Here is a 19,864-nt window from a genome sequence, read left to right as displayed (position 1 = left end):
AGAACCCGTTACTTGTGATGAACAGCTGCCCAGCATTGCTTGAGCGGAAGTTCAATCGTAATGGATGTACCTTGATTCTCTTCACTATGGACGATCATCGTTGCATCATTACCGTAAACCATGTTAACCCGTGACATCACGTTTCTTAATCCATAAAATTGCCCATCGTCTACTTGCTTCATGCTTGCAACACAAGTTGGTGTTTGTATCGTATGCAGCACATTTTGAATCATCGCAAGTTTGTTTGGCGCTATCCCTTTGCCGTTATCCTCTACTTGCAGCATAAGACGATCGTCTATCGTGTGACTGGAAATCGTTAATTTACCATCTGATATGTTGGAGTTTAAGCCGTGGATGATTGCATTTTCAACTAGAGGTTGCAGCAGCAGCTTTAATAGAGGAATGGATTTACTGTCATCCGAAATATCGTACATAACTTCAAATTTGTCCGAAAATCGGATTTGTTGTACACGAACGTAATAATTCAACTGTGTAATCGTCTCTTCGATCGTGCACGTACTCGCACCTTTATGTAAACTAGCACGATAAAAAGCCGCCAAGTTTAGTACCATGTCCCCAATTTCGTCTGCATCGTAATGTTTAGCCATCCAATAAATCGAATCAAGCGTGTTGTACATAAAGTGAGGGTTAATTTGTGATTGCAAAAATTTGAGCTCTGCCTGCGTAAGCTGCAATTGCTGCTCATAATGACCTTCAATAAGCTCCTTCTGATGCGCCGCCATCTGGTTATAAGCTACCATGAGAAAACCAAACTCGTCTTCGCGATCACTCTCTAGGCGAACGTCGTAATTGCCACGCATCATGTTACGCATCGCGCGCGTTAATTTGTCTAACGGTGCAGCAATACGTGTATACACTCCCCAAGCAATCAAGATTGCCAATATAACGCTAACGATAATAATGAGTACTGTAAAATAGTTAATATGTTCGGTTTGAGCTAACGATTGCTTCGTTGGATCATGATATACGAGGCGCCAATGATAATCATCGGTATATTTCACTTTAACGCATCCTTCATTACAATCACCTGAAGGCGCTTCGCGTCCAACACTTGTAATTGGGGTACCCTGCTTTGAATACAAATCGATTCGCACAGATTCATGGCGTTGAAGTGGCCTTAATTTCTCATTTAACACGCTCTTTTTTATAGTCGCAAACAAATAACGTTCCGCATTTTCACCATCGTAATCGCTCATTTTCCGAATAATTGAAACGCCCTCTACATCAGATACACGTGCTGGAGAGCCATATAGCAAACTTTCTGTGTTATCTATAAATATGGGACCACGGTCTATGATTTTAGAAATTGTGGATGCTGTCTGCTGTATCTTCGACCTACTTTCTCTCCGCGCGCCAAATTTGGTTGAAAAAATCGTTTCCAATTGAACATCAATGATGGATATGTGCGAAAAAATAGCATGTGGAGACAATTCTTTTTCTAGATGATCGAGCAGATAGATCTCATCAACAGGGGATGGTGATGGTTGAAGTTTCATCATTTTAAGCTTCTCAATCGTGTCTTCATCATTTGCAAAATCGAATGATAAACTTTCTATCGATTCCACCACATCGTCAATAGACATAGCTAGCATATCAAGTTGGATGCTCGTTGTTGCATCTCCTTCATCGTTTACAATTTGCTGTGTGCGAAAATTAGCATATAAACTTACAACTATTAACGGTACGATTACGATTAGAAAATAAACGCTTAGGCGCAGTTGCGTTCGTTTTACATATTGTTGTCTCGCCTTGCACCACAATCGCGTTACTTTTTGTTTGCACGATTTGATGCATACCATTCGTTCACTTCCTTCGTAATTTGATCGCCACCAAGCGCTTTCCACTCGTTAACGTAACGATCAAACTCATCCATTGAAGATTGTCCATTAATCATTTCATCAAATAAATCTAATAAATCTTTCAGCTGCTGCTCAAGCTGTTTATGTTGGGGATGCATCGTCGGTGTCTGATATAATTTGAATTCACTTTCAACAGCGAAACGTTCCGCCTTATGTAAATTTTCAACCACCGCCTTTTTGTGCTTAATTCTCGCTTCGTATAATTCTCGATTTTGTACATTAGCAAGGATCGAATAGATGCCACGGTATTCTGCTTTTTTATCTTCATTTGAGTCATAAACGATTTTTTCGCCCTGTCGATGCCACACTTGATGCTCAAAGCCCATATCTAACGTTTCTCTGCCTTCTTCAACGATAAAATTTAACAATTTTATAACTTCGGCCTTATTGGTACTATTTTTAGGTACAAAATGATATCCTTTGACTAAAGGAAGCGCTTTCGTGCTCCGTTCACCATTCTTTCCTATCGGAGCATCAATTGCTATCCACTCCGCTTCCACTCCGTTTTCACGTTGGAGGTCATGAATTAAAGTTTGGTGATAATACGAGCCAGAAAACATACCAACGTTGTTATCAACGATCGTATGGTGCAGCCAGTCTTTTTTTGTTGATGAAAATGATAAAAACGGCTTTACCAATTTCTCTTTGTTTAATGCTGCAAGAAAGGATACGGCTTCTTTCATTCCCGGCAAAATATTCGCATATGCTAATTGACCATCAATTTTTACCCAGTGGTCAAATTGAACACCAAAAGCACCTAATAACGGACTCGTCTGATTTAAATGTTGCATCCACGTTACACCGTATGTATCCGCATACCCGTTACGGTCAGGGTCTTCCTTCGTAAAAGCACGAATGACATGTTCAATCTCATCTATCGTTGTCGGAATGTCTAAATTAAGATTATCAAGCCAATCTTTTCTAACATATATCACTTCTTCACCACTTGCTTCATTTGAAGTTGGGATCGCATAAATATGACCATTAACACGAACGGTATCCCATGCCTCTTCTGGAATATACTTTTGCAGATCAGCCCCATATGACGCAATAAGCTCATCTAGTGGCGCTAGCTCTCCACGTTCTACTAGATCATAAAATGTTTTAGGTTCATATGTAGTAAGCATATCAGGGGGAGTTGCATTGGATAATTCCACTTTAAGGCTATCTTCATACGTTGTTACAGACGGCATTTTAACCCGAATGTCGATGTTAGTTTTGTCTTCAATATAATGTAAGTATGGATTGTTGTTTTCGTCCATTCCTTCAGGAAAAGTAAAGTTTAAACTATTTATAACGATTGATGCAGATTGGTGTTTAGGGTTCACTTCTTGTGGGGTTAACGGGTTGGTGTTTCGTAGATCAAACAATATCCTTGCAAACCAAGTTGCACTTGCTACCAAAATAATAATCGATGACAAAACGATAAGCTTGTTTCTATGCTCCTTTTTAATATGAGAAGCACCTCCTAGTAATAGTAAGTTAATCCATATGATTGAATCAATTATTACTATATCACTATAATAAATAGACTTCAAAGGAAACATAAAATATATTGGGAAATATGGTGTTACATAAATGAAGGCATTCACAGAACGTTAAGCTATATGAGCCCAGTTGGCGGGATAAAAGTCATTAAACTACCAAAAGTAGTCATACCATTCCCCTATTTGAAAATCAGGATTCTAGCTATCATTTGGATATGAGGCAGTTGCCTTAAATTCAATTAACTAAGGGGAATTCAATATGAAAAAAGCAAAACTTGGACTTTTAAGTTTAGCTGTTGCTTTAGGCGTGACGGGAACAGTATTTACATCTAACTTCACGAAAGCTGAAGCTGCTGCAACATTATCAAGCTGCCCTTCAGGAGAATTTGTGGATCTGTACAAGGGTGCCCCCTTTCAAATGAAGCCTACAGGTTCTAAATATTCTTATATCTTGTATTCAAGTGATGCAATATACGTATCCAAATCTGGAAAAGTCACTGCACGAACAACAACTGGTAATGCAGACGGCCAAGTGTACAATGACAAAACGGGTGAATGTGTTGCTCGCTATTACTTCACAGTCAAAGGTTAAGATAGATAAAAAGATGACTCCTGTATTTGCAGGGGTCATCTTTTTATCTAAAACCCCTGTCATTTTATGAACAGGGCTCAGGACCCATCCATTCTAACGTGTGCAAAGGGTAAAAATTAAATTAATAGCTAGTTTCTTTTTTGTCATCCGACAGCTTTATCTCATATTCATCGTGTTCTTGTGTTCTAACCGCTTTTCCTCTAGAATATTAGGCTTGTTCTGCCCAGTTAGCTGGATAGGTTACATAAATAAATCGTGCATATTCTGGAACAGAAAATTGAATCTTACTTCCTTTAGGAATCAGGATTATTTCTCCTGGACCAGCTGACACCTTTGTACCATCAATGATAACATCCAGATGTCCCTCAATCACATAATCAATTTCATCATAGTTAAGTGTCCAGTCAAAGGTTGTTTCTTTCATCTCCATGATACCGCAGCCAAGTCTTGGACTTTCTTGTAGAGAAAAAAGATCTTTACAATAGACGATATCATTAGGGTTACCTGTATCGAGACGATCCTCTTCTGTTACTTTCATATTTGGCACTTTAACAGAGGTAATCCCTCCAGGGCCTTTATGAACGTTCTGTTCAATAGCATCAGCTGCTACTTTTTCCATGACCATTTTACGAACCATATCTTCAATCATCTTTTTATCGATATTCATGAGTACTCTCCTCTACTTCTAAGGTGCAGTTTTGTAGAAACCGTCTTACTTTCAATGAGCAAAGCAACCATTACCAGAAAATAAACACAAAGAGGCCTAAAGTTATACCGCTTCCTATGAAGTAGGAATGCTATAACCTTAAGCCTCTTTGCTTTAGTAAGACTACGCCTTTGTAGTCTTCTACTATATTTTCAATGTGAGTGAAACGGGTGTTCCACGCGCTGTAGAATTAAAATTGCATGCTCCCTTTTAGTTTATCCTTAACATAGCTAATTACAATAGATAAACTCAAATCTTTTGTGAACATTCTTCAACGTTGATGCGAATAGATGCTTATGGCTTTCTCTTCCCAATAACAACAAAAAAAGCAGATATGGCTACATTTGATGGATTCCAGGCAGTGAAGAACCATGTGCTTTCTCCTGATGAATAGTTATTGTGCACATAACCTCGTTGTGTACCTTGTTGTGTGCCAGTTAAAAACCAAGAACCACTAATCATGTTGTACCCGTTCATACTAGCCGTAATGTTTCTAGAGCTAAATGCAGGTATAGTCACCGGTGCCAAGGCAAACCTTGCAAAACCATCGCCAAGTTGCGTAATTCGAACGACATTTTTAATACTTACAACGATTCTTTTATGGCTTATGATCTTCTTCCCCGACTGTACTGCTCCCTTTTTGCTTTTCAAAGGTGCTTTTCTCATAATCTATCAATCTCCTTATTCAACATATTTTAGATTATGAGATGCGAGATGATATGGAGTGGACGAAGCATGATGTCAACTTGCTGAAATTTCAATCTTCAACTTTAGTACGTGCTATTCAAGCAGCGCATATCCATTTGGACGGCAATCTTTGAACTTAACCGCTTGAGCCCCGATTCTTTTTGTAATACCCGCTTTGACGCAGATTAAATGTAGTACATTTAAAGAATGGCGGGGAAATGATACATATTTTAATAAGAACAAGTGTTCTGTATTGTGGTTTTTAAGAAATTGCGTGCTAACTTATTTTTGTTGTTTTTGTAACCAGTCGAGCATTACTTTTATAGTTTCATCTTGTTGAGCTTTTGGCGTAATTAAACTAGCATTGTCCCCCTTTTGCTCACCATACATACCAAAATTAGCATGATTACCTCCTTTTATCATGTGCATAGTTGTATTCTTTGACATTACATTTTCTCTATTTTTTATTTCTTCTACAGTTGCTAAACCATCTACTTCACCATAAATAGATAACATTGGAATTGATTTCGTAGAGAAGTCATCCGCTGGATAAGAAGCTAAAAAAATAATACCGTCTACCTTATTTTCATGGTGAAATGCATACCTTGAAATCATGGATCCACCCAGTGAATGCCCAACAACATACCATTTCTGAATTTCAGGATATTTTTCAATGATACTGTCTGCTGCATTTGTTCCCAATACTGCTAAGTTTAATGGTAATTTGGGCATCACAACAAAATATCCACTGTTCATAAGCTCTTTGCCTAAATAACTATAAGACTCTACTTCTACCTTTGCTCCTTGATAAAAAATAACCCCTGTTTTAGCTTCTTTCTGTCCAAACACTAAGTTACCTTCATCTATTTTATTTTCTGCTAATAAGAGCGCTTCCTCGGTTGGTTTATAAGTAAACTGGGACCAAACGAAAAAAATAATAATGCCCCCAATGAATATACTTAATACAGAGTATGCAGCAACTTTTATCCATTTTTTCACCTATATTACCTCCCAAAGATGTTTACATTTTAAACTTGAATTTTTATTATGTACGTATTCATGTATCTGCACAACTGAATTATGTTTAAATAATGCAAAATCACCCCCATTTTATAATGGGAGTGATTTGCAACTAGCCACTTCCTACTTGGCCTCTCACTTACTGCACCTGCTGGCTAACTATTTAATAAGACGAGCATTTACCCAATCGGCATGGTCACTATTAATACCATCTCCACCATCTGTTACGATAAGTTTTAGCTCATTCTTTCCAGTAAGATTAACGTTTACCTCTTTTGCCTCTGTAGTATTATGCATTTTACCACTAGAGAATACAACTTGATTGTCTACAACAACTTGGAACTCCACAGAACCTACAGTACCTACCTCATTATCTACCCTAACAAGCGCGGCAAAGGATGTGTACTGCCCATTCAGTTTGTAGACAATTTCACTATTAGCATGTGTACCCAAACCTTTTGTATAGGTCTTGTTATTTAACTTAAGTGTATTTCCTTCAACACTACGATCTTTTTGAATGGTTCCCCAACCTATTGTGGCAGAGAACCAATTGATATCGCTGAGATATGTTGTAACAGCTTGTGGTGCTTCAAAGATTTTAATCTCACTTGCAGATGCAAAGCCATTTGTGCCACCACCTTGAGGTACTTCAAGTCGAACATATTTAGCAAGCGTAGGTGTGAAAGTGACTGTCTTTTCTGTGCTGTCATTTGCCCAAGTGCCTGTTGCAATCTGATTGAATGTTACCCCATCAAGACTAGTTAGGATTTTATAATTTGTAATAATACCATTTTGTCCACCAGTTTGTCGTGGTAGATAGGTTAGTTTGGAGAATGTAGATGGATTTGCGAACTTGGCTGTAATATGGAAAGGAAACTGATTTTGTTTATTCCATTCACTATGCCAGATACTATTTGTATTTCCGTCAAATGCATGTACTGCTGCATCATAAGCACTGGAAGTCTCTTGGCTATTTGTTGTTACCCCAATGATACCCTTTACCTTATCCATTCCATCAGTCGGTTTAATGATGTTGGACTCTGACCCAAACCATATTGGTGCAGTTAGAAGAGGTAAATTCAATGAATTAATCTTTGTTTGTGTTTCATTTGTTGCAGGTAAACCCCATTTATCAAAGAAAGCCGTCAAGTCATAGCGGGCCACTTTTGATGTATTTAGAATAAATGCCTGTTTTTTCTGATCATCTGTTGTTGGCAGATCCGCTTTTGCTATCTCACGATATAATCGATGTAACTCTGGGTAGAAGTTATCTCCAAAAGCAAGATTAAGCTGCCACAACATTTCTAATTTTGAATGAGAGTTTGAAAAATTTTTGGTTGGCTGATCTACAAACGTGAAAGCAGCTAAGTACTCGCCTTGTGACCTTCCAGGCTCAGTAGGTTTAAGAACCTTCTTAGCGGCTATAGAATATAGATTTACATTCACCTCAGTCATCCCATCCCAATTCCAAGGTGCTTGTTGTCTTAAATGACCTGCCTCATGATACTGCCCCCAACCCATTCTTGTAAGGTCTAAAGTATCGGCACTTGCTCCAGTATCTTTAGGCATAATTGCCCCATCCCAATTTGCATATGCATACGCCCCTGGTATGGTTGTTTGTGATTCAACAAACCCAATCAAATGCTTATCTAAGCGATGTCTAGGATCAGGATCAGAATTAGATAGTCCAGATATTTTATCCTGTGCTGCAATAAACGTATCATAAGTCTGTAACACAGGAACTGGGTCTTGATTCAAGATATGAGCTTTAGCAGTAGCATAATAGAAAACGAAGAGAGCTTTTTCTGATTGAAGAACAACAGAAGGTGAAGTAGGATAAGCATTCAACATTGCCTGCCAATCCGCTTTTGTATGCTTGCCTAATACAAAGAATGGAACAGGACTACCCCCACTTACTACATTTACTTGAATACTACCTTCATTGTTGCTGTTATCAAAAGACAACAAACCGCCATTTGGTGAGGAAATGGTGTTTATACCTGCTTGTAATAGATAACTAATCGCCCACTCTTGATCATGACGATGTGTCCCAATAACCGCTGTAATTGGTTTGTTACCTGTGACTTCAATTTTAATTTGTTCATTGGCTTGTGCATATAGACCTGTTGGCTGAAATACTTTTCGAGCATTTATAAATCTACGCTCTCGATCGCCCTCCGCCCATATATCTCCAAGGGCTTTTACTTCAAAGTTTCGCTGAACAACAAGATTGCTCTGCTGTGTAATGGCTGCCTCTGAAGCTTGGGCTAGCAGCCCAGATGGGTTACACTTTACCCTGCTTAATTAACAGAGCGTGTGCAATCATTATAAATATCAGTGACCGCAACACCTTTTACTCAACCTTCTATCATGTAAGAAGCCGAGCTTAACACAGCTCGGCCCTCCTTGTTTCTAACGACGATGCTCTACAAGGTCTATTACGCCTAATACTACGTGTGCTAAACCGAAACCAAAAACGGTATTAGCAATCATTTTGTTTGATCCGCGATTTTGTTTCATCGCATAACCTGCACCTGTAACAGCCAAACCTAATGCAGTTGGTATTAGACCTTCACGAATATTCACTGTAAAGTCCCCCTACATCGTAGTTAGTTGGTGTTTATACACCATCTTTATTTTTACCTTAACTAGTTTAAATATGCTTCAAGATGATAAGGTTTTGAAGCAACTAAAATTATTTTATTCCTCCCGTAAAATCCATTATTTTTTCAGAGATTTCTTTTGGATGGGAACGATATAAATAATGTCCCGCATCCAATAAAACCATTTCTCCATGTACAGACTCCTCTATTTGCTTCTCATGCTCGGGTATCCATCGGTCCGTCACAGGGTGATTCGCTTGGACAAAGAATAGGACAGGTAAATGAGGAGGAAAAGTTAGCTGTTCTGCTGCTTTAAAGTTGGAATACATGCTCACTGCCTCATTTAATTGGGTTGTATTATACATGTTTTTGTGTCTTACAATGTTCAACTGTTCTTTCGTTTGTTCATCATAGGGTAGTCCATCATAAGGGTCAGCACTCAGCTTCAATTGTAAACGGGGAAAGCCCAAGTTGCGGAACCATTTAATCGGTTCTATTTCTGATGGATCAATCTTCCGCTCACTCAGCGATGGAACACTGCTATCCAGCCCGATAAACGCTCTCACTTCGTTTGGATATTGGTTCACATAATCCAGACTATAAATCCCCGAAATAGAATGACCCATGAGAATATAACGATCTATATGGAGACTTTGTAACGCTTCATGAATTTCACTTACGATATTTGCTGTACTGCGCCCCTTTTGGGTTTGATCGCTCAAACCGTAACCAAAAGGTTCAATCACTACGACTTTATAATAAGGGATTAACTCTGATATAAGTGGCTTAAAATCAAGTGCAGGTGCCGCTGTTCCATAACCAGGAAGAATCACAATGGTTTCTTCACCTTGACCTTGAATGAACACATTCATCTGTTTCCCATCTACAGATACATACTGACCGTATGGTTCCAATCTTTTTTGTTCGGTATAACTGCTGATTTTATTTGTGGTATACACAATCGCGATAAAAAGTAGGATGGCTATAACGACCGCGACGATTACTTTAAGCAAAATATGTAGGACTGTCTTTGTTTTTGTACGATTCCTTACTTCCTTTCCTGCTGGTTGTGTCAAACTGTTCAGCTCCTCTTGTTATCTGTACAATCGCTTTACGATCCTCTGATGCAAGTCTAGCAAACCAAGATGTCCTCTCCATGAATGCAATATGAACGGAGCATGAACAAAAAAAGCCGCTTTAATAGCGACTTACAGCGGTTTTTTACAATAAGCTTTTCTACTAAATGATTATTGTGGAGGATTTTTTCTTGCGATTGTTATCTTGTTGTTTTTTACAATCCAAGGTTCTTGAACAAGTGTGCCATCTGCTCTCTTTAACGTATATTTTGTTACCAGTTGATATCCTGTATACCCTGTTGTTACCCCAGATGGATTTGTTACACTACTTGAAACAGTTTCTTCTGTTGCTTTGCTAGTTGTTGAACTAACTGTTGTTTGTAATGATTTCGTGATTTCGGTTCTTATTGATGCTGTTATTGCTTTAAATGCGAATCCAAAATCCGCTCCGACAGTTATTGAAAGTGTATCCGTCAACGTTCGCTGATCTTCAGAACTCACACCCGATGTAAATGAATAATTGTAAGTAAGTCCAGCTGGAACAACCGCTGAGAACGTTTTCTCCCAGTACTCCTCTTTCACCAGAACATAATAAGGTGAAGTGTTTATTTTTGTATAATCACTCGCTTGGTTATCTTGTACTACGATAAAAGGTAATAAAGTCGCCCCAACTACAGCAGAGCTTGAAGTATCAGGTAATTGTTCATCGACATTTCCAGTTGTATAAACTGGAGCAATCGGTCTAGTTCCTATTGCCGGCAAAGTTGGTAACGTAATGCTGCTATTGGCTGCTGAAAGTCGAAATAGCCGATTTGGATCAGAAGGATTTGCATGATCCAAATCTACAAACTCCTCACTGCCACGTGATCCAAAAGATGCGACTTTCCCATTTTCTTGATTTACAATTTCAAAATCATTATTTCCTTGACTTCGTAAATACCATTGTTGTCTAGTGGCGCCAGTCCAAGTTTGTTGTACCAACTGCTCTGTGTCCCAATTTGCAAATGAAGTAGCTTTACCACTACTTTTATTTACAATGGCAAACAATCCTCCATCAAGGGGGAAAAATACGTATTTTTGATTATCACCATTGTGTGCATAGTGTAAATTAACTCCACTGTTATTAGATTGGCTTGAATTAGGATTATCCCACTGTTTGTTAAGATCAGCCTTCAACTTAACATTATAATATTGATTCTTCTCTGGAACTGCAGCTTCACTTACAGGAGCCCAGAAAGAAAGACTCATTGCACCTACCATTAACAGTGACAATGCCTTTTTAGATAAAAAGTTCATAGTATCCCTCCTAATTTGGGCAATCATATTCTTACAAAGCTTCAACAAATGTAAGGAGTAAACGTTTGTTAGCCGAATTTTGTACCGATCATGGTGTATGTAAAGTGAGATTTATACATAGATGCCGCAGTGAAGAATGCGCAAAGAATCAACTCGTCTGCAAAGAGAGATACTGTACTCAATATGTCAAGTTTGAACGGTGGATAGTGCGTATTATTTCAGTCGAACGAGAGTTGGTATGGAAAAAAGGCATAGCAGAAAAAGACTTCATGGGAGTGAAAATTTGAAGAAGGAATCCCTTTGCATAGATTCAGCTTTATCGAAAGATCTTCAAATTGTCCTGTGCTGAAGTGAATAATTCTTTGTTGCTACATAGCTGTTTTAAGGTGATTGAAGGAATTTAGTGCTTAGTAGATATGACTGTAGTGAGGGAAATAGCTGTAGTGTGAAATGATATTTTTGAGGGTAAAGTAGGAGTGAGGGAAGCAAATGATTGTAAACTCTGGTGTGTTATTTTACTGCTTTAACTCATGAAATCGTTTCTTTTGTTACTGCTCTTGATCGCCCTCCTTTTGATTTGCGACTACTTAAAGGATTTGTATTCAATTTACCATGCGTTTCCATTAATGTAAACCATCAATTTTATGTTTTATCCGAGGAATAGTCGCAATGCCAACAGCCTCTTTCGAACATTGAAAATAAAGCATTATTTCAGCTAGCTATGTTCACGATGTGACACATTGCTTTTAAATATGTTGATAGCATTTCAATGCATCTCTAATTGAACGTAGGATATGGACATGGAAATTACATGATTGGTTAGAATACAACTTATAGTTATTGATATCTGAAAATACATAATGTAGAGACAGAAAAATAATAATAACTGTGATTGAACAATTTATGAAAAGGGAGATTTTTCAATATGCATTCAGATTTCGAAAATTCATTTGCACGAATTCACCTGTTGTTTCATGCGGATCAACATGCAATTACGCCTGACGGAATCCAATCCAAAATTAACAGTCACGGTTATCTATTTAGTCCTCAGCAAGTTAAACAAGAACTGGATTATCTTTTGAGTGAAGGTTATCTATATAGCCAGGACTCCCTATACGACATTACTCCAAGAGGAAAAGATGAACTTCGAAGTGTTCAGCAGTATTTGGAGACCTTATATCAAGAAGTCGTAAAGAATAAATAATAAGCAGAGCTTTTTGAGTGACGAAATATTCGATATCTTTTATGGAATTTATCAGTCTTATAATCCTCTGATCTGCCACTACTGAGATTTGGAACATCACTATAATAACTGAGGACGTAAATGAGAATGCACAAGAAATCCCCTCTTGTATCCAGGAAGAGTTCGCGATTACGCGATCTCTTGTTACCCTGTCCACCATGAGGGGATCTTTGGCTAATGCGCAGGCTTTGCTTGATGCATTGCATGTTTCATTCATTCGATTATTTATTGAAAGTAACCTTCTCCGAACCGCCCTCAAGAATGATCGACGTATCACGTGGCTTTGTTTCCGCGATTTTGCGGCCACCTCTGAACGAATAAAGCACTCCGGCTTGTTTACGAATAGCCTCATATTCGTTCTCTGCCTCAAGAACGATGAAGTTGGCATCTTTACCTTCTTCAATGCCGTACACATCCTCGATATGCAGCGTTCTTGCGCTATTTTTCGTAATCAAGTCGATTGAATTCACGATTTGATCGTAACCGAGCAGCTGCGAAGCATGTATGCCCATGTGCAGAACCTGAAGCATGTTGCCCGTACCTAACGGATACCATGGATCAAAGATGTCATCATGACCGAAGCATACATTAAGAGCAGCTTCCTGTAGCTCTTTGACACGAGTCAGCCCTCTTCTTTTCGGATACGTGTCGAAGCGTCCTTGCAGGTGGATGTTGACCAAAGGATTAGAGACGAAATTAAGGTCAGCCATCTTCAGCAATCTAAACAATTTGTACGTATATGCATCATTGTATGACCCCATCGCCGTCGTGTGGCTTGCCGTCGTGCGGGAGCCTAGCCCGCGTTCGTAGGCTTCTTTAGCAACAACCTCCAAGAAACGGGATTGCTCATCATCGATTTCGTCGCAATGGATGTCGACAAGACGGTCGTATTTTTCAGCGAGGTCAAATGCGACCTTCATCGAATCAACGCCATATTCCCTAGTGAATTCGAAGTGCGGAATGCCGCCGACCACGTCAACGCCCATTTTCAACGCCTCTTCCAGCAATTCCGCACCGTTCGGGTAAGAATGAATGCCTTCTTGCGGAAAAGCAACAAGCTGTATATCAATGTATGATGACATTTCTTCTTTCACTTCAAGCAGCGCTTTAACGGCGGTCAAGCTTGGATCGGTGACGTCTACATGTGTCCGGACATGCTGGATGCCCTGTGCGATCTGCCACTTAAGTGCCGTTTTGGAGCGCGTTTTTACGTCTTCGTGCGTTAGGAATGCCTTGCGTTCTGACCAACGCTGGATGCCCTCGAACAGCGTTCCGCTCAAATTCCATTCTGGCTCGCCCGCCGTTAACGTTGTATCCAGATGAATATGAGGTTCAATGAATGGTGGCAGCACAAGCGAACCGTTGACGTCAATTATCTCCTCATTTATAGCTGCTTCAAGTGATTGCGTGATTCGTTCAAACTTCCCGTCTTTTACGACGATATTCCATAAACCTTCTCTACCCCGCAATTTTGCATTCTGTATAATCATTTGTTTTCCCCTTTTCATTATATTTTTTCGCAGGAACGATTAACGTCAACACGATGTAGGCCACAGCCGTACCGAGCAGTGCATTCAATGGCGTAATTCCTGGAGCCAGTTGGGCGAAGGCAACGCCGATGGCCCAAGCCACCATCGCTATCCAGTTCACCTTCATGAAAGTTGTCTCGGCAAACGGTTTATAGTTTCTGCGCTTCACAAAGAAGTAGTCCGCGATGATGATAGCCCCTATGGACGGTACCGCCGCACTAAGCACACTCAGGAATCCAACGAAATTGTTATACATCCACATTGCCAGTATGGTACCCACGATGCCGTTTACTACCACTAAAAACTTTTTCGAAATTTTAGTGATGTTGGCAAAGCCCAGCCCGGAAGCGTAAAGGGCATTATCGTTGGTCGTCCAGATATTCAGCCCCAGAACGATGATCGCGGGAATGGTCAAACCTTGCAGGAACATGACCTCCGAGATATCTGCCAGGTTATAAGCCATTGCGCCGACTGCGCCGAACAGGAACATGAGTGAGTTCCCCAGGAAGAACGCAATGACTGTTGCGGTAACCGCTTGCCGAGACGTCTGGGAATACCGGGCAAAATCAGGCGTCAGCGTCCCGCCGCTAATGAATGATCCGATACAAATGGTCAATGCTGCTGCTGCGGTAAGCGTCTCTGTTGGCGTGTAATCGAGCAGCCCTTGCAATCCACCAAGTGAGCCTACTCCTTCGAACATGGAGTAACTACCTAGAATGGCAATGGCCGGAACCGCAATATAGCCCAGAATGACGAGCGACTTCATACCGAAAATGGCTGTTGCCGTCATTGCGAAACCAAACAAAAAGATCAACAGGTACACGTTCCAATCCATTGCTTTGGCGACTGGAACTGCGAACATGGCGACGCCGACACCGAACCATCCGACCTGCGTGAAGCCCAGTAGGAACGAAGGCAGGTACGAACCCTTCTCACCGAACGAATATTTTGCCAGCAAATGCGTGGAAAGTCCCGTTTTGGCTGCGATATGTGCCAGTGCTCCTGTATAGATGCCGAGTACCAAATTGCCAGCCAGCACAATTCCTATGAACTCCATGAACGTCAAGCTGACTCCCAACGTTCCCCCTGCTAGCATGCTTGCCGAAAAGAAAGTGAACCCTAACATTACCGATAACGTCTTCCAAAAATGGTTTCTTTGCGTTTTCGGTACCTCTTGCCACGAAAACTCTTGATCTTGTTTGCTCATCAGAATACCTCCAGCTTAAAGTGTCCTGATACCAAAAAAGCAGAAAAAGAGGCTACTCGTCATGTTCCAAACTGACAAGTAGCCTCTTTTTTCATCATAAACCGCGCGTAGAAGCAGAGCATTCCTGACGGAATATGCCCTGATATACGCGTGATTAAATAAATCCGCTTCCCTTGCCAGCCTCTCTGGACTGATTTAAAGGTACCAGTATTCAATTACATTCTATTATTTTGAAAAAACATATAATTGTCAATGTCAATATTAACCATTGGTTATCTATCCTTTTTAGCAAGTGAAGTCTCCGTCGCCTCTCGCTCATGTTAACAGCTACTCTGATAGGATCAGCGGCGCGGTTCTTTATGATCTTCAGTTTAATTTTTATTTCGTGGTGGTTAGCAAATTTGATGGAGGAAAACCCCTTCATGTCAAGGCTCGTAGTCTACAACCTTATTATCTCTTAACAAATAAACAATGTAAGCCCCTTGAAGTACAAAAAGAGGGACTCAGTCCCTCTTTTTCAATACGTATATTAGATTTTAACTGTACCCGTTTGTCTGTCTGATGCAATAAATAATGGATTTCCAGTTTCAGTATGCTTCACTCCAGCATCTGTAGTAAAGATGATACTAATAGAAATCATCAAAAATAATAGTAAAACACTTAACAATAAGCTTGTGGAAAAAGATTGGGAGCTTGAACTTTTCAAAAGTACCACACCCTTTACATTGATATACTTACAGATTTTATGATATAGCCCACCGTTTATTTGTGTCAAGGCCGAAACCATGTCCTGCTGGCTCAAAACCAATATTTGTTTTCTGCCATAGTTTTATCTCCTTATGCGTACAAATTTATTACCTCATCATCTTCATAATTATTCTATCCAATAATTTCTAATCCCTTCCAAGCGATTAGCACCTTGTCACAGTTCATAATAACAAAGATAAGTTACAGTACAGTAAAATGTGAAATTTGGCTTCTAAACTCTTAGAAAATACTATATTTTCTTTCACAAATATGTAAAAGATCAGTCGGCCTCCAAATATGAAAAAGCGCTTGAAATGCGAATGACCATTTCAAGCGCTAATAAAATTGTAAATGCGAGTATTCAGAACATTTTAAAAGACATCATGGCTATACACCGTACCGCTCCAGCACTCGGTAAATCGTATCCGTGCCGAACCTGATCGCTGCTACAGGAATTCGTTCATCCGCGGCATGAATCAGTTTGGTAAACTGCATGTCCTTTGGCAGCGGCATTGGCAGGAAACCGTAGGTTTGGATGCCGAGCCTTGCAAACCATCTACCGTCCGTCCCTCCGGGCAGCAGCATCGGCACCGGTACGGCCTCCTTATCTGCTTCTTTCAGTACATCGGACAGCAAACCGAATAACCCCATGTCGGGAACTGCGGTGCATGGGTCATGGCGCAGTACTTCCAGCTCGATCGAATCATGAATCGCGAATCGGCGCAGCTCGTCCATAAATTGCTGCGGCGTGACGCCCGGCAGCGTTCGGCCGTCCAGCTCAACCGTAATCTCGCTTGGATGAACGTTGATTTTCTCGCCGCCGCGAACGACGGTCGCGCTGACTGTATTACGCAGAAGCGGGGTGAACGTCCCTCCCTTTTCTCCCAGCAGCTTCAGGATGAGGCCGCTTAAGCAGGGACGCAGCAGCCCTCTCAGCAGCATCGCCGGCAGCAGCGGCAGTGTGGTGGCCATTCCCTCAATCATTAACCGGGCCGCTGGTGCAACACGTATCGGCAGCTTATTACTGCTAAGCGATTGAAGCATATTCCCCAATTGCGCCATACAGTCGGCTCCCGAATTACCCATGGATCCGTGGCCTCCATCTCCTCGAATCGTCGCTTTGAGCCAACATAGCTGTTTCTCCGCCACCATAATCGGATAAAAGGTTTTCCCTAGGGCATGAAACGTAAAGCCGCCGAATTCGCCGAGCGCATACTTGACGCCCGCAAAATAATCCGCATGCCGCTCGACCAGGAAGGAAGCCCCGTATTCGCCCCCTGCTTCCTCGTCGCTGACAATCGCCAGAATGAGATCTCCTCGGAGCGGCAGCTTGCGGACATGCGCGCGGAGGAAAGCCGATACGAGCATCGCCACGCCGCCTTTCATGTCAAGAGCGCCCCGACCCCAGACGAAGCCGTCGTGGATGTCGCCCCCAAACGGGTCGCGACTCCAAGCTTGCATGTCGACACCAACAACGTCGACATGCCCGTACAACAGCAGCGGCGGTGCTTCTCCACTGCCCTTCAACCTGGCCAGCAAATTGGGACGGGCTGGATCAAGCGCTTCAATGCGCGTCTCAATGCCCGCATCCTCAAGTAGTTGCTGAATATACATGATGCATGCGGCTTCCTCGCCCGGCGGATTTGTTGTATTGAAGCGGATCAATGCTTGCAAAATCTCCACGGGAGACGGCAGCTTCGCAGGGCGCTCGACTCCCTCCTGTTCAAACTCGTCATTGGCCAGCCGGATACCCATGCCTCCGCTCCTTCCTATAATAGACTGCCCGCGTATGATCGCTCGGCAGGAGAAACGCCTGGCAAGCTGGGAAGGTCGAACTCGTCGCGCAGCCTTGCGAGCCGCCGCTCCTGCTCTTCGGCGGAAGAGCCTTTGGTGCGAAACACCGATTCCAGCATCGCCAGCGCTTGCCGAACATGCGCCTCTTCCACTTGCTCTCCCGTCTCCCGCAGCCGATCGACTAACTGCTGCACACCGCGGTAAGGCGAAGCGACGCCTTGTTCATATTCGGCTGTGTTCCAGTTGCGGTTGCGGACGCAAGTGGCGATAGCCAGACAACGATTAAGCAGTTCAATGGAATAAGCGTCCGTCTGCCGGCTTGCGGCAAACAGATGCGCCTCATCCTCCTTGTCGTCAAAAGCAAATACGCGCAGTGCCGTTGGAGCCAGCCGTTTCAATACATAGCCCGGACCCATTTCGACGGCAGCGGCAATGCCCATGCTCTTCAGAAATGTAAGGACGGCGGGCCAATTGACGAGGTCCGTCAATCCCCTTGCCAGCATACCCGCGATCTCTGCCGTATTCCCGTAAGGCAAACCCGTCAAAGAGGAAACGACGGGAAAATTCATTTCGCCAAACGAGACACAACTCAGCACTTCGGCAAATTCCACCGCCGCCGGCACCATCAACGGGCTATGGAACGGCGCGCTAACCTGCAGTGGAATAACTGCCGCCCCATGGGCGGAAAGTCTTTCGGACGCTTCATGGACGGCCTCATTGTGTCCCGAAATGACCGTTTGCCGCTCTGAATTTATATTCGATACCACAACAATACGGCTGCCTTCCGCACAGGCTGCGCTTGTTTCCAAGCATACTTTGGCTACAACATCGGGACTCGGTCCGTTCACGGCGGCCATCGTGCCGATCCCCGCCGCGACGGCCCTTTGCATTAGCTCGCCGCGGCGGCGTACGAGCCGGAGCGCATCCGGTAACGTTATGGCCCCCGCGCAAGTTAAAGCCGTAATCTCGCCCAGACTATGGCCGGCAGCCACCGCAGGCAGGTATCCCCATTCCCGGCTGTAGACGCGGTACATTGCCACGCCAAGCGCAAGAATGGCGGGCTGGGCATTGTCTGTCCGTGTCAGCTCCGGCATTGGTCCCTCAAACATCAGGTTGTCAAGGCGCATGCCCAGCGCCTCGTTCGCTTCCTCTATCGTCGCCTTGACAACCGCATACCGCTCGCTCAACGCTTTTCCCATTCCAACGCGCTGTGAGCCTTGACCGGGAAACCATATCGCATGTTTGTTCAGCATCTTCCATCACGCTCCTCAGAGTCAGATCGGGGCAGGCGCCTCGGTAAGCATTTTGTTTATCATGGCTACAACTTCATGTTCCCGTTCATGCAGGAAAAAATGTCCGCCCTCAAACAGCATCAGTTCGCATCCTCCCGTCGCATAACGCTCCCATTCAACGAGCGGGCCTTTGACGGAGCTATCATCTTTGCCGCTCAAGATGGTGAGCCGGAGCGGCAGCGGCGGCCGCATCCCATGCTCGTATTCGCCGACAAGCTTGAAGTCGGCTCTAAGGATCGGCATAAACATATTCAGCAGCTCCCGATGATGGAACAGCTCGCTCGGCATGCCGCCGAGCCGTTTCAGTTCTTCGAGAAATTCATCATCCGGAAGCATATGGGTCTGGCGAGCCTCCTCCTGCTCGCAATGCGGCGCCCCTCTGCCTGAGAGGAAGGCTGCCCTAGGCTGCGGGAATCCTTCCTCACGCAGCGTATGCAGCAGTTCATAACCAAGCAGGCTGCCCATGCTGTGGCCGAATAAAGCATAGGAATCGGAGCCACGCGCCGTCTCCAGCACCAGCGGCAGCAAATCCCGCACGGCCTCCGCCACGTCCGCATAGAATGGCTCGCCCATGCGGCTTCCTCTGCCCGCCAGTTCGGCCGGCACCAGACGCACGCCAGGATGCAACTGGTTCGTCCAGCGCCTGTACACTTGTGCAGAGCCGCCTGCATAGGGCAAGCAAATTAAAGATATCGTCAAAACGCC

The 19,864-nt window shown here is 42.8% G+C and carries 16 protein-coding genes; 2 read left to right on the top strand and 14 right to left on the bottom strand.

The window, feature by feature from the left end; translation table 11 throughout:
- Positions 1–8: 8 nt before the first annotated feature.
- Both NQ117_RS02665 and NQ117_RS02660 read right to left on the bottom strand, forming a co-directional pair.
- A complete protein-coding gene (locus NQ117_RS02665; RefSeq protein WP_258276470.1) occupies positions 9–1,820 on the bottom strand; it encodes a cache domain-containing sensor histidine kinase in 1,812 nt (603 codons plus the stop codon).
- Entirely contained in the window at positions 1,787–3,472 is a 1,686-nt protein-coding gene (locus NQ117_RS02660; RefSeq protein WP_258276469.1) for an extracellular solute-binding protein, read from the bottom strand. Before NQ117_RS02660 ends, NQ117_RS02665 begins: the two co-directional genes overlap by 34 nt.
- Before the next feature lie 154 nt (positions 3,473–3,626).
- Here NQ117_RS02660 and NQ117_RS02655 point away from each other — a divergent pair, with 154 nt between their 5' ends.
- The gene (locus tag NQ117_RS02655) at positions 3,627–3,959 is read left to right on the top strand and encodes a BLB8/JUQZ-1 family protein (RefSeq protein ID WP_258276468.1); all 333 of its coding nucleotides are present in this window, start codon (positions 3,627–3,629) and stop codon (positions 3,957–3,959) included.
- A 208-nt stretch (positions 3,960–4,167) separates the two neighbouring features.
- Here the strand turns inward: NQ117_RS02655 and NQ117_RS02650 are convergent, their stop codons facing one another.
- The 7 genes from NQ117_RS02650 to NQ117_RS02620 form a co-directional block, all read right to left on the bottom strand.
- Complete coding sequence (locus NQ117_RS02650; RefSeq protein WP_258276467.1) at positions 4,168–4,626, bottom strand: cupin domain-containing protein; 459 nt, start codon at positions 4,624–4,626, stop codon at positions 4,168–4,170.
- A 333-nt stretch (positions 4,627–4,959) separates the two neighbouring features.
- Positions 4,960–5,331: a hypothetical protein gene (locus tag NQ117_RS02645; RefSeq protein ID WP_258276466.1), complete on the bottom strand. Its 372-nt coding sequence runs from the start codon at positions 5,329–5,331 to the stop codon at positions 4,960–4,962.
- A 303-nt stretch (positions 5,332–5,634) separates the two neighbouring features.
- Complete coding sequence (locus NQ117_RS02640; RefSeq protein WP_258276465.1) at positions 5,635–6,351, bottom strand: alpha/beta hydrolase; 717 nt, start codon at positions 6,349–6,351, stop codon at positions 5,635–5,637.
- 180 nt (positions 6,352–6,531) lie between these two features.
- Positions 6,532–8,526, bottom strand: coding sequence for an NPCBM/NEW2 domain-containing protein (locus tag NQ117_RS02635; protein ID WP_258278143.1), 1,995 nt, complete (start codon positions 8,524–8,526; stop codon positions 6,532–6,534).
- Positions 8,527–8,784: 258 nt separating this feature from the next.
- Complete coding sequence (locus NQ117_RS02630; RefSeq protein WP_258276464.1) at positions 8,785–8,958, bottom strand: asparagine synthase; 174 nt, start codon at positions 8,956–8,958, stop codon at positions 8,785–8,787.
- Between the two features lie 109 nt (positions 8,959–9,067).
- Positions 9,068–10,051 (bottom strand): alpha/beta fold hydrolase, encoded by a 984-nt coding sequence (locus NQ117_RS02625; RefSeq protein ID WP_258276463.1) that lies wholly within the window; start codon positions 10,049–10,051, stop codon positions 9,068–9,070.
- Positions 10,052–10,222: 171 nt separating this feature from the next.
- Positions 10,223–11,347 (bottom strand): RICIN domain-containing protein, encoded by a 1,125-nt coding sequence (locus NQ117_RS02620; protein WP_258276462.1) that lies wholly within the window; start codon positions 11,345–11,347, stop codon positions 10,223–10,225.
- A gap of 925 nt (positions 11,348–12,272) precedes the next feature.
- Between NQ117_RS02620 and NQ117_RS02615 the strand changes: the two genes are divergently transcribed.
- Positions 12,273–12,551, top strand: coding sequence for a hypothetical protein (locus NQ117_RS02615; RefSeq protein ID WP_258276461.1), 279 nt, complete (start codon positions 12,273–12,275; stop codon positions 12,549–12,551).
- A gap of 260 nt (positions 12,552–12,811) precedes the next feature.
- On the opposite strand, the gene NQ117_RS02610 is transcribed toward NQ117_RS02615, so the two are convergent.
- The 5 genes from NQ117_RS02610 to NQ117_RS02590 all read right to left on the bottom strand — a co-directional run bounded on the left by NQ117_RS02610 (position 12,812) and on the right by NQ117_RS02590 (position 19,858).
- The gene (locus NQ117_RS02610) at positions 12,812–14,080 is read right to left on the bottom strand and encodes a cytosine deaminase (RefSeq protein WP_258276460.1); all 1,269 of its coding nucleotides are present in this window, start codon (positions 14,078–14,080) and stop codon (positions 12,812–12,814) included.
- Positions 14,049–15,326, bottom strand: coding sequence for a cytosine permease (gene codB / locus NQ117_RS02605; RefSeq protein ID WP_258276459.1), 1,278 nt, complete (start codon positions 15,324–15,326; stop codon positions 14,049–14,051). Before codB ends, NQ117_RS02610 begins: the two co-directional genes overlap by 32 nt.
- A gap of 1,134 nt (positions 15,327–16,460) precedes the next feature.
- The gene (locus tag NQ117_RS02600; protein WP_258276458.1) at positions 16,461–17,828 is read right to left on the bottom strand and encodes a M20/M25/M40 family metallo-hydrolase; all 1,368 of its coding nucleotides are present in this window, start codon (positions 17,826–17,828) and stop codon (positions 16,461–16,463) included.
- Positions 17,829–17,842: 14 nt separating this feature from the next.
- Positions 17,843–19,120 carry an ACP S-malonyltransferase gene (locus NQ117_RS02595; RefSeq protein WP_258276457.1) on the bottom strand — a complete coding sequence of 426 codons (1,278 nt, stop codon included), beginning with the start codon at positions 19,118–19,120 and terminating at the stop codon, positions 17,843–17,845.
- A 21-nt stretch (positions 19,121–19,141) separates the two neighbouring features.
- Positions 19,142–19,858, bottom strand: coding sequence for a thioesterase II family protein (locus NQ117_RS02590; RefSeq protein ID WP_258276456.1), 717 nt, complete (start codon positions 19,856–19,858; stop codon positions 19,142–19,144).
- Between the last annotated feature and the right edge of the window lie 6 nt (positions 19,859–19,864).

This window comes from Paenibacillus sp. SC116 (assembly GCF_024733555.1).
GTDB lineage: Bacteria > Bacillota > Bacilli > Paenibacillales > Paenibacillaceae > Paenibacillus_B.
This window is presented reverse-complemented; position numbering and strand designations above follow the sequence as displayed.